Origin of the sequence: Rossellomorea oryzaecorticis, assembly GCF_038405515.1 — a bacterium.
Lineage (GTDB): Bacteria > Bacillota > Bacilli > Bacillales > Bacillaceae_B > Rossellomorea > Rossellomorea oryzaecorticis_A.
The window spans coordinates 220489-230623 of record NZ_JBBYAF010000001.1 but is presented as its reverse complement, the minus strand read 5'-3'; the positions used below and the strand labels follow the sequence as shown (position 1 = coordinate 230623).

The 10135-nt window shown below is 45.9% G+C and carries 8 protein-coding genes and 2 tRNA genes; 1 reads left to right on the top strand and 9 read right to left on the bottom strand.

The window, feature by feature from the left end:
• From AAEO50_RS01050 to AAEO50_RS01015, 8 genes are all read right to left on the bottom strand, one after another.
• Nucleotides 1–93 (bottom strand) — tRNA-Ser (locus AAEO50_RS01050).
• Nucleotides 94–217: 124 nt separating this feature from the next.
• Nucleotides 218–290: transfer RNA gene (locus AAEO50_RS01045), tRNA-Val, on the bottom strand.
• A gap of 193 nt (nucleotides 291–483) precedes the next feature.
• On the bottom strand, nucleotides 484–2088 hold the full coding sequence (locus tag AAEO50_RS01040) for a M20/M25/M40 family metallo-hydrolase (RefSeq protein ID WP_341979475.1): 1605 nt from the start codon (nucleotides 2086–2088) through the stop codon (nucleotides 484–486).
• A 16-nt stretch (nucleotides 2089–2104) separates the two neighbouring features.
• Complete coding sequence (locus AAEO50_RS01035; RefSeq protein ID WP_341979473.1) at nucleotides 2105–3265, bottom strand: aminotransferase class I/II-fold pyridoxal phosphate-dependent enzyme; 1161 nt, start codon at nucleotides 3263–3265, stop codon at nucleotides 2105–2107.
• Between the two features lie 30 nt (nucleotides 3266–3295).
• Nucleotides 3296–4579 (bottom strand): TRAP transporter large permease, encoded by a 1284-nt coding sequence (locus AAEO50_RS01030; protein ID WP_341979471.1) that lies wholly within the window; start codon nucleotides 4577–4579, stop codon nucleotides 3296–3298.
• Nucleotides 4576–5067, bottom strand: coding sequence for a TRAP transporter small permease (locus AAEO50_RS01025; RefSeq protein WP_341979467.1), 492 nt, complete (start codon nucleotides 5065–5067; stop codon nucleotides 4576–4578). Before AAEO50_RS01025 ends, AAEO50_RS01030 begins: the two co-directional genes overlap by 4 nt.
• A gap of 223 nt (nucleotides 5068–5290) precedes the next feature.
• Nucleotides 5291–6304 carry a DctP family TRAP transporter solute-binding subunit gene (locus AAEO50_RS01020; RefSeq protein WP_341979465.1) on the bottom strand — a complete coding sequence of 338 codons (1014 nt, stop codon included), beginning with the start codon at nucleotides 6302–6304 and terminating at the stop codon, nucleotides 5291–5293.
• Nucleotides 6301–6957 carry a GntR family transcriptional regulator gene (locus AAEO50_RS01015; protein ID WP_341979488.1) on the bottom strand — a complete coding sequence of 219 codons (657 nt, stop codon included), beginning with the start codon at nucleotides 6955–6957 and terminating at the stop codon, nucleotides 6301–6303. Before AAEO50_RS01015 ends, AAEO50_RS01020 begins: the two co-directional genes overlap by 4 nt.
• A gap of 308 nt (nucleotides 6958–7265) precedes the next feature.
• Between AAEO50_RS01015 and AAEO50_RS01010 the strand changes: the two genes are divergently transcribed.
• Nucleotides 7266–8630: an FAD-binding oxidoreductase gene (locus tag AAEO50_RS01010; protein ID WP_341979463.1), complete on the top strand. Its 1365-nt coding sequence runs from the start codon at nucleotides 7266–7268 to the stop codon at nucleotides 8628–8630.
• A gap of 490 nt (nucleotides 8631–9120) precedes the next feature.
• On the opposite strand, the gene galE is transcribed toward AAEO50_RS01010, so the two are convergent.
• Nucleotides 9121–10116, bottom strand: coding sequence for a UDP-glucose 4-epimerase GalE (gene galE, locus AAEO50_RS01005; protein WP_341979460.1), 996 nt, complete (start codon nucleotides 10114–10116; stop codon nucleotides 9121–9123).
• Nucleotides 10117–10135 lie beyond the last annotated feature (19 nt).

Sequence of the window (10135 nt, the reverse complement as noted above, 5' to 3'; positions counted from 1 at the left end):
TGGCGGAGGAAGAGGGATTCGAACCCCCGCGGGCTTTAACACCCCTGTCGGTTTTCAAGACCGATCCCTTCAGCCGGACTTGGGTATTCCTCCGTTTGATTGGTTACATATTAACAGATTTAGATATCATCCTTAATGCGTAGTGATGCTCCGCTTCGCTGCGCAAGGTTAAGGAAGGATCTTTTTACTCCGCTAACGCTCCGTAAAAAATCCTAAATGGAGGATGACGGGATCGAACCGCCGACCCTCTGCTTGTAAGGCAGATGCTCTCCCAGCTGAGCTAATCCTCCGGTTTATAACCAAAACCTGAATGGTATTGACCACATTATCAAGACCTCTATTAATCTATCAATTTCTAATTCAATTGTCAACTTCATATCTAAATTTACTTTAAATTCGTACAGAACTATTGAAATAGGACAGGCAACCTGCCCCATTTCTAAAGCCTTTCAAAACTCAAAAAAATGGGACACCGGACCTGTCTTACGCCCCACTCCCCATAACAGTCTTTATCACCTCTTCTACAAACACAGGCGTCTTCACGAAGGCACTTTCAATGTGAAGTCGTTCGGTTCGTTTATGCGCATCCTTACCGAACGGGCCTACGTTGAGGACAGGACCTTCAAGCTTATGCATCTCTTCGAATGGAATGGAATAGGTCGTATTCCAAACCGGGGTATTTTTTTCATAGACGGCCCAGCCTTTATTTTCATCTTTGTAATTGACATAGCTCAAGTCCGAGATGCCGTTGAAGTAATGAATCTGTTCGACCGGGAGATCAAAGTGATCCTTCGCAGACTTTACCACAGCTTCAACGCACTCTAACACCAGCGGATGCTCAGACGTATTTACGGGCGGATAATAGGGCGGCGTGAACATGATGACCATCGCTGGTGCAAGCTCCTGACAATTGATCATGAGCGTATCGGCAATCTTAAAAGACTTTTCCCTGTCGTCTCCTTCGTGGCCGCCGATATCATGCTTGAGGGCTACAATATAGTCCCTGCCGAGCTTCTTCTCCGCATAGGCAACCAGTTCTGAGTACCGAAGTACCCCGACTTCACCAACAGAAGGAATCCCTTCCCGTTCACACAGTTCCCTGTACCACTGATTGCACTCAGCCGCTGCAGACAAGGCGACTTGTTCAAATTCATTCATGACATCCGCCGCTGTCTTCTTCATTGTGAAAACATTGTATAGAGCAGCGGTTCCAAACGGCGTTTGAGCAGAATAGTTCAACCTCAAATCATCCTGCTGCAAGGTCACAGGCAGCGGGGTGGTTTCACCAAAATCGGTCTCCTTAAACCTAGGATTCCATTCCATTTTCCTTGTGAGGAACGAAGCGATGAACGGTGATGTCATCCCGCTCAGCGGTTCACCGACATGCGTTTCCCTTCCATAAAAAAGAGCGGAGGGCATGATCTTCCCGATGGTTCCTGAATATACATTATAAGACGTATCAGTCGGGTTTTGAGAAAACACCGGTTCTCCGTTTAAGAACAAGGTATAGTCGAGGCCATGCACTTCCTTCAGTTCATTCAAATGAACGACAGCCTCTCTCATCCCGGAGGAATTCACTTCTTCATCAGGTACAGTTACAAGGACAAGGTTGACCGGCCAGCCTTCATCGGCAGCTTTTTCAATAATGCCCATATGAATGGCCAATCCGGCCTTCATGTCCATCGTCCCTCTTCCCCACAGGTAGTTTCCCGATTTCAAATCATTCTGTGCATCCGGATGGAGCTCATCCATGTAATTCTTCAGCTCTTTTGTCAGCTGCTCCGGGTGAAAGGCAAGGGCTTCGAGCTCCCCATATTCCTCCGTACTCACTGTGTCAAAATGACTGATGAGGACGATGGTCTTTTCAGCTTTCTCATGCTTGTATAGCGCTGTAAAAAACCGCCTTCCATAATCGGCATCACCAAGGTGAAGATGAGTCGGATTCGCACGGAAATATGGAACAGCCTCCATCTTCTCATACACTTTTTTCGGAAATTCGATTTCTCCCTCAGTCAGCGTCCTGCTGTGCCAGCTGACCAGTTCACATAGCAGCGCCCGCAATGTATCAGGTGTCCCCCAATGTCTCATGATATGACCTCCTTATTTACAAAAACTCCTGATTAAGCCAGCACTCCAGCCGGTTCATCGCTTCTTTAATTAATTCCATGCTGTATGCAAAAGAAATACGGATATACCCTTCACCAAACTCAGTGAACGAGCTACCGGGCACAACAGCTACCCCCGCTTCCCTTAAAAGCCGCGTCGCAAATTCCAGCGAAGGCACGCCGAACTGTTTAATAGAAGGAAAAATGTAAAAGGCTCCTTTAGGCATGACGACATCAAAGCCCATTAACGTCAAACGCCTGTAAACATAATCCCGCCGTTCCCTGTAAGCGATATTCATCTGGGCGGGAACATGCCTGTTGTTCGTCAGTGCTTCGATCGCTGCGTACTGTCCCGGTACCGATGCACAAACCCCATTGTATAAATGGACCTTAACGACATGCTCCATGATGAAGGCAGGCCCAAGGACAAAACCAATTCTCCAGCCCGTCATCGAATGGGATTTGGACAGGCCATGAATGAGAAACAACCGTTCCTTTAACTGAGCATACGAAGCAAACGTCTGATGCTCCCCTTCCAGTGTATTCTCACTATAGATTTCATCCGAAACGATGAAAAGGTCGTACTTTGCGATCAGTGATGCCAGCTCGTCCATCTCCTCTTTACTGAGGGACACTCCGGTAGGATTCGAAGGATAATTAAAGAGAACCGCTTTGGTATTTTCATTGATCAAGGCTTCCAATTTTTCAGGAGAAGGCTTGAACCCAGTAAGGGATGTGTCCAAATAAACCGGCTTCGCCCCGCACATCGTGATGATTGGTTCGTAGCCTGAATAAAGCGGCGCCGGAAGAATCACCTCATCCCCTTCTTCCAAAATCGTCCTGAACACTGAATCCAGCGCCTCACTGGCACCGGTCGTGACAACGATTTCCGTTTCAGCATCATAATCAAGTCCATATGACTCGGCAAAAAAATCACGGATGGCCACGCGCAGCTCAAGCAAACCGGCATTATGCGAATAGATCGTCTGATTCGAAGCTATTGCTCTGATACCCGCTTCCTTCACCGCTTCCGGTGTGGGAAAGTCAGGCTGGCCTATGGTCAAATTTATGGCATTCGGATAAAGAACGAGCTGATTTGAGAATTGTCGAATACCCGGAATGACCAACCCTTGTGCTGCTGCATTTATTGATAACGACATAACCTTTCACACACCTTTCACATACCTAACCTATTTCATCAATCCCGGTAACCAAAGGGTCAGAGGCGGGAAGAATGTAATAACAAGAAGACAGATAAACATCGATATCAGGAACGGAACGATCGCCCATGCAATTTTCTCGAAACGAACGCCGCCCACGCTTGATGCCACAAAGAGATTCACTCCAAGAGGAGGTGTAATAAAACCGATTGCTAGATTTGCCACCAGAATCACCCCAAAATGAATCGGGTCTACCCCTACGGCAGTCACAATCGGCAGCAGGATCGGCGTTAAAACGACTAGGGCAGAAATGGTATCGATAAACATACCCACAATTAATAGCAGGATATTGATTGCAAGTAAAATAATAATCGGATTCGTTGATAAGTCAGTTAAAAAGTCAGAGATATCGGTTGGAATCTGTTCCAACGTCATAAAGTAGGCAAAGGAAACCGATAGACCGATGATAATCATGGTTGTGGCATTGATCACAACCGCCTCACGGAAACATTCAAAAACGGATTCCCAGGTCAGCTCTTTATAAACGAACAAACCTACCACCAATGAATAGACCACAGCCACTACAGCTGCTTCAGTCGGAGAGAATACGCCTCCGTAAATCCCGCCAAGAATGATGACCGGAATCAGTAACGCCCATTTTGCTTCATTGGTCGCTTTCAACACATCTTTAAAACGGAAAGGCATGGCTTCTTCAGGCTTATAACCCCTTTTTCGTGAAATGATATAGGCCGTGAACATAAGCCCTCCCCCGATCAGGATCCCAGGGATGATACCGGCAAGGAACATGCTGCCCACCGATACGCTTCCGATAACCCCATATAATACAAATGGGATACTCGGAGGGATGATGACCCCGATTGAGCCCGCTGAAGCTGCCACTGCCGAAGCAAAGCCGCCTTCATATTTGCGTGCAACCATTGCCGGGATCATAAAGCCGCCTATGGCTGCTACGGTTGCAGGACCAGAACCTGAAATTGCAGCAAAAAACATACAAGCCACGATGGTGACCATCGAAAGCCCGCCAGTCATCCAGCCAACCATCGCCGTGGCCAGGTTCAAGAGTCTCTGTGAAACCCCGCCCTTCCCCATCAGAATCCCGGCGAGCATAAAGAAAGGAATCGCGAGTAATGGAAAAGAATCGAGTGATGTAAACGCTTTTTGGGTGATGATATCGAGCGGCAAAGTGGATCCGAAATAAATAGCCACGAGCGCCGATACCCCCAATGAAATTGCAATCGGCACCCCGATCAATAAACAAACGGCAAGGGTGCCAAATAACAAGGCGACTGTCATACCCTCACCTCCCCTGAAGGAGAATCATCACTATTTCGCCAAATGGTCACCATTTGCTGCAGCAGCCGGAGCGCCATTCCTCCTCCTCCAAGAGGTATCGCAATGAAAGGAATCCACATCGGCAGCTGCATGGCCGGGGTTACCTGCCCATTTTGCAGGCTTGCAAGAACGAGTTGAGTCCCAAAGACGGCAAGAAACAGGGCAAGCAGAAACCAAATGATGAGAGCAACTGTTTCAATCACCTTTCTGGCTGTGCCTTTGAAAAGCTCAATAAAACTTTCAATACGGATATGCTGCCTCTTTTTCACGGCATAGCTTGCACCGATCCACACCTGGAATATATGTATATAACGGGCCATTTCCTCTGTCCAGCTAGGTGCAGAAGAGAACACATAACGCCCCACCACCTGTCCAAAAATGAGAGCCACCATCAAGGCCAGCGTCAAAACAAGAATCGTCTCTTCCATTACATCGAATTTCTTTTTCATCTAAGAAGCTCCTTTCTAAGAAAAGCGCAAGCGCCTTGATCAGCCCCGACGCGCTTTAGGGCCGACCGGTGAAGTCGCTTTTTGACTTCAGTGGGCGGACCGAAACGTCTCGAGGGGCTAGGCGCTGGAGCTGGATCATTCTCGAATTATATTTATACTTTCCTATTTTTCTAAAAAAGCAAGGAATCAAGGTGAGCCTTGATCCCTTGTTTCATACCGATGATTAGTTGTTCGCTTCCAATGCCTTGTCCACTAAATCCTGACCAATGCGGTCTACGTATTTGTCGTATACAGAGGATGCTGCATCACGGAATTCATCCCTCTGTTCATCGGTTAATTCATTTACTTCCATACCACTTTCCTTCAATTTCTTAAGGAACTCAACGTCCTGCTTTTGAGCCAGTCCGCGCTGTTCTTCCCTGTACTCCTCGGATGCTTCAGTGACAAGCTTCTGTAAATCTTCAGGCAGCTCATTATAAAAATCATTGTTCATCAACAGAGCCGTTGCAGCGTACACATGACCAGTCATTGATAAATAATCCTGTACTTCATAGAACTTGTTTGTATAATAAAGCGAAACCGGACACTCCATTGCGTCGTATGTACCTTGCTGAAGAGCCGTGTACAGTTCACCGAATGCAAATGGTGATGCATTTGCGCCAAATGCTTTGAATGTATCCGTATGAAGAGGATTTTCAAGCGTTCTGAACTTCTGCCCCTCTATGTCTTCAGGACTTTCAATGGGTCCTTTGTTATTCGACATATGACGAAAACCATTTTCCCCAAAGACAAGACCCTTAATGTTATTTTCTTCGAGATCCTTCATTAGTTCCTGACCAAGTTCACCATCCAGGGCTTTATAGGCAGCTTCATTGTTGTTGAACAGGAATGGAAGGTCGAACACCATGAACTTTTCATTAAAAGAAGCAAGCGGAGCCACAGCAGGGATCGTCATTTCGATATTGCCCAATTGAACCGCCTCGATTGCCTCACGATCAGAACCATACAGCTGGCCATTTGGATATAGTTCAACCTTGATACGGCCATCAGATTCTTTTTCAAGCTTTTCTTTGAACATCTCAGCAGCAACATGGGAAGACTGTTCTTCAGGTACAAGGTGAGCAATACGGATCGTGTATGTTTCGCCTTCTCCCTCACTGCCGGATGAAGTGCTTGGACGTCCGCATGCAGCCATCATCAAGACCGCCATCAATAATAAAATCAAGTATTTTTTCATTTCTCTTCCTCCTCCAAGTAATAGCCTTTGATTCTCCGTGAAATATTCTTCATGTGGTTGGCCATCTCTATCTTGGCCCCTTCAACCACTCCACTTTCCAATGCATCCACTATGCGTTTGTGTTCTTCATATGCTTCCATGGCACTTAACTGCAGCGTATTCGACAGAACCAGGAACGCCCTGTTCACCCCGGTATTAACCGAATGGATTAAAGCCCTTAGCTTAGGGTTGGGGTTTTCACCGGCCAATAACAAATGGAATTCCCGGTCGAGATCGATAAATTCTTCATAGCACCCTTCTGTAATCGCTTTCAATTGTAAATCCAAGTTTTCTCTTAATCCCTCAAACACTTCATCCAATAACGGAAAAGTCGCTTCAAGATTATAAACCTCCAACAGTGTACGAATCTCCATAAAATGCATGGCATCTTCTTCTGTAAATGAGGCTACGGTCGCTATCTTCTGATCGGATAACACAACCAGCCCCTCCACAGCAAGCCTTGTCAGCGCCTCCCGGACAGGTGTCCTGCTGATACCAAGTTCCTGTGCAAGCTTTTTTTCAGGAAGCTCCTCTGCCGGTGCCAGTTTTCCTGATATGATGTCTTTCTTGATCAGGTTAAAAGCCTGTTCAGCCAGAGTTTCTTTTTTGATCACCCTTTGCAAGCTGTTTCCTCCCCTTCCCCAGCCTCTAGACAATAGTTTTGTAAATCATAAAATTAAAAGGTGAATAGACTATGTATGTTTATTCTTAGTTGATTGATAGAGTTTGGTGCGCATTGCGTCTTCCCTTTGATAAAAAAATATCTTGGTGAGATGGATTCATTGTGATGAAATGATATTCTTGGTGGGTTTTCATAATGAAATGATTCAAGGTGGTATACCGTATACATTTATGATAATTTATGCTAATCTATTTGTAAATATAAAATTTAGAATATTTTAAAAACGGAGGTATAACCTGGATGGGTACTGCATGGATAGAGAACCTGAAAGAGATGATAGGGAGCGAACGGGTAAGTACAAGTGAAGGAGAGTTGTTCCGGCACAGTAAGGATGAATCCTTTCATCCTCCTGTTCAGCCAGAAACGGTGGTTTTTCCGGAATCGACGCAAATGGTCAAAGATATCGTAGACTTTGTAAGGGAAAGGAACCTCCCCATTACCCCATATGGAGCAGGATCGGGTCTCGACGGCCAGGCCATTCCTGTTTCAAGGGGTGTTTCCATGAATTTTGACCGGATGAAGAAGGTCATTTCCTTTACCCCTGAAGACTTATCCGTGACAGTCCAGCCTGGTATCACACGGCTTGAATTGAATCGAGAAATCAACCGGCAAGGTCTGTATTTCCCCATCGACCCGGGAGCAGATGCCTCAATCGGCGGCATGGCTGCCACCAATGCAAGCGGAACAACCGCCGTTCGATACGGGTCCATGCGCGATCAGGTACTAAACCTTGAAGTCGTACTGGCGGACGGCAGGATCATCAGAACCGGCAGCGCGGCAAAAAAATCATCCAGCGGATATCATTTAAACGGGCTCTTTACCGGATCGGAAGGAACGCTGGGCATCATTACCGAAATCACCTTGAAACTCCACGGCATCCCCGAACACACAATTGCAGCACGCTGTACGTTCGATACACCGAAACATTGTGCGGCAGCGGCTCAAGCTGTACTCACGAGCGGCATCCCCGTGCTTCGGATAGAACTCGTCGATGCGCCCAGCATCAAACAAGTCAATGCGTATGGAGACTATCACTTTCCAGAACAGCATTCATTATTCTTCGAATTCGCCGGGACACAGACATCCGCTGAAGAAGAGGCCTCTTTTGTAGAAGAATTAATGGCTGATATGGGGTGCGGCAATTGGGAGCGGGCAAGCGGTTCCATCGAGCGGGCCGAGATATGGAAAGCAAGACATGAACTGGCCTATGCCTTCCGTCACATGAAAGGAAAAGAAGTAGTGGGATCAGATGTGTGCGTCCCCCTGTCGAAGCTTGCCGACATGGTCGACTTTGCCCGCGGCCAGATTGAAGCAAGCGGTCTGCTCGGGAGTGTCTTCGGGCATGTCGGAGACGGGAACTTCCATACCATCATCGTGTATGATCCTAAAATTCCTGAAGAGAAGCAGGCATCGGAGACGATCAACGAACAACTCATCTTAAAGGCAATAGAAGCGGGTGGAACCTGTACTGGAGAGCATGGAGTCGGCCTTGGGAAAATAAAGTATCAGGAGATGGAGCACGGCGAGGCTTTAGAAGTTATGAAGTCGTTTAAAGAACTGCTGGATCCAGGGAAATTGTTGAATCCGGGGAAGATTTTTATCTGATTGAGAGGCAGAGTGATAGGGAGATGATACAGGTATGCATACTTCACCCAAACATAAGGATGCTGGGACAAAACTAAAAAAACACCACATAATTACGAACAACTTCAGTGTAGACTCTTAATACCGCTAATGATTTCCGTGCAAGACTTCGCTTTCCGCAGGAGTCTTTGTCTTGCACTCCAACCAACCGCTGGAAAGAGTTAAAATCCAGATGTATATTTGAACAAGTTGAAAACCCGAACTAATTTGACTCTTAGAAGGCTAATTAGTTCGGGTTTTACTTAGACTTAGACACTTTTGTCCCAGCCTCTCTATTAATAGACTAATCTTCACTTATCACGGAAGATGCCGTTACTGTCTCCCTGCCCCATGTTAAAGCTCCTGGACTGGTGTCACCGAAACTGTTATATTCCCGTGGCACTTTCCGAACTGTATTATTCTATCTGTTTTTCTTTAAAATATGCCATAACTCCAATCCCTTTATGATCTTTTACTGATTGAAGTTTTTTTCAAATCTCCAGGCATCCCTGCACATAGCGATCTTATCACGTGTAGCTGACCAGCCTAATTCACGCTTTGCTTTTGAAGTATCAGCATAACATGAAGCAATATCACCAGGTCTGCGTTCTGTTATTTCATAAGGTATTTCAACCCCATTCGCTTCTTCAAAAGCATTAATAAGCTCGAGTACGCTTGTACCTCGACCAGTCCCCAAGTTATAAACATGAGCACCTTCCTCAAGGTGATCCAGAGCTGCAACATGTCCATCAGCCAAGTCCAATACATGGATATAATCTCTGACTCCAGTACCATCTATAGTAGGATAATCATCTCCAAAAATACTCAGTTTCTCTAATTTCCCATTTGCTACCTGAGTAACATAAGGCATAAGGTTATTCGGGATTCCATTAGGTGCTTCTCCAATTAACCCGCTCTCATGCGCTCCCACAGGATTAAAATATCGAAGAAGAGCAACCGAGAAACCAGGGGCTGCTTTAGCAATATCAGTTAGAATCCTCTCACTCATTGCTTTTGTCTCACCATACGGGTTTGTGGTCGGCAAAAGTTCCATGGTTTCTACAAAAGGAGACTCGTTATCTCCGTACACTGTTGCAGAAGAACTAAACACGAATCGGTTCACACCGAATTTCTTACAAGCCTTTGCAAGGGTCATCGTGCTGACGATATTATTGTAGTAATAGTCCAGTGGTATTTCTACAGATTCACCTACTGCTTTCAGACCTGCAAAATGGATGACTCCATCCAAACTATTACTTGAAAAGATATCGTTGACTGCATGTTCATCTGTCACATCAACATTATAGAACTTGACTTCCTTATTCGTTATTTGTTTTATATTATCTATTGTTTCAAATTTACTATTGCATAAGTTATCGGCCACTACAACCGAATGACCTGCTTCTAGTAAAGCCACACATGTATGCGAGCCTATATACCCGGCACCGCCAGTTACTAGTATGTTCATGTGGTTATGTCCCCTTTGG

What these genes read in the sequence shown, in the direction of transcription:
- AAEO50_RS01040 (WP_341979475.1), bottom strand. Translation starts at nt 2,088, where the DNA reads ATGAGACATTGGGGGACACCTGATACATTGCGGGCGCTGCTATGTGAA.
- AAEO50_RS01035 (WP_341979473.1), bottom strand. Translation starts at nt 3,265, where the DNA reads ATGTCGTTATCAATAAATGCAGCAGCACAAGGGTTGGTCATTCCGGGT.
- AAEO50_RS01025 (WP_341979467.1), bottom strand. Translation starts at nt 5,067, where the DNA reads ATGAAAAAGAAATTCGATGTAATGGAAGAGACGATTCTTGTTTTGACG.
- AAEO50_RS01010 (WP_341979463.1), top strand. Translation starts at nt 7,266, where the DNA reads ATGGGTACTGCATGGATAGAGAACCTGAAAGAGATGATAGGGAGCGAA.
- AAEO50_RS01020 (WP_341979465.1), bottom strand. Translation starts at nt 6,304, where the DNA reads ATGAAAAAATACTTGATTTTATTATTGATGGCGGTCTTGATGATGGCT.
- galE (WP_341979460.1), bottom strand. Translation starts at nt 10,116, where the DNA reads ATGAACATACTAGTAACTGGCGGTGCCGGGTATATAGGCTCGCATACA.
- AAEO50_RS01030 (WP_341979471.1), bottom strand. Translation starts at nt 4,579, where the DNA reads ATGACAGTCGCCTTGTTATTTGGCACCCTTGCCGTTTGTTTATTGATC.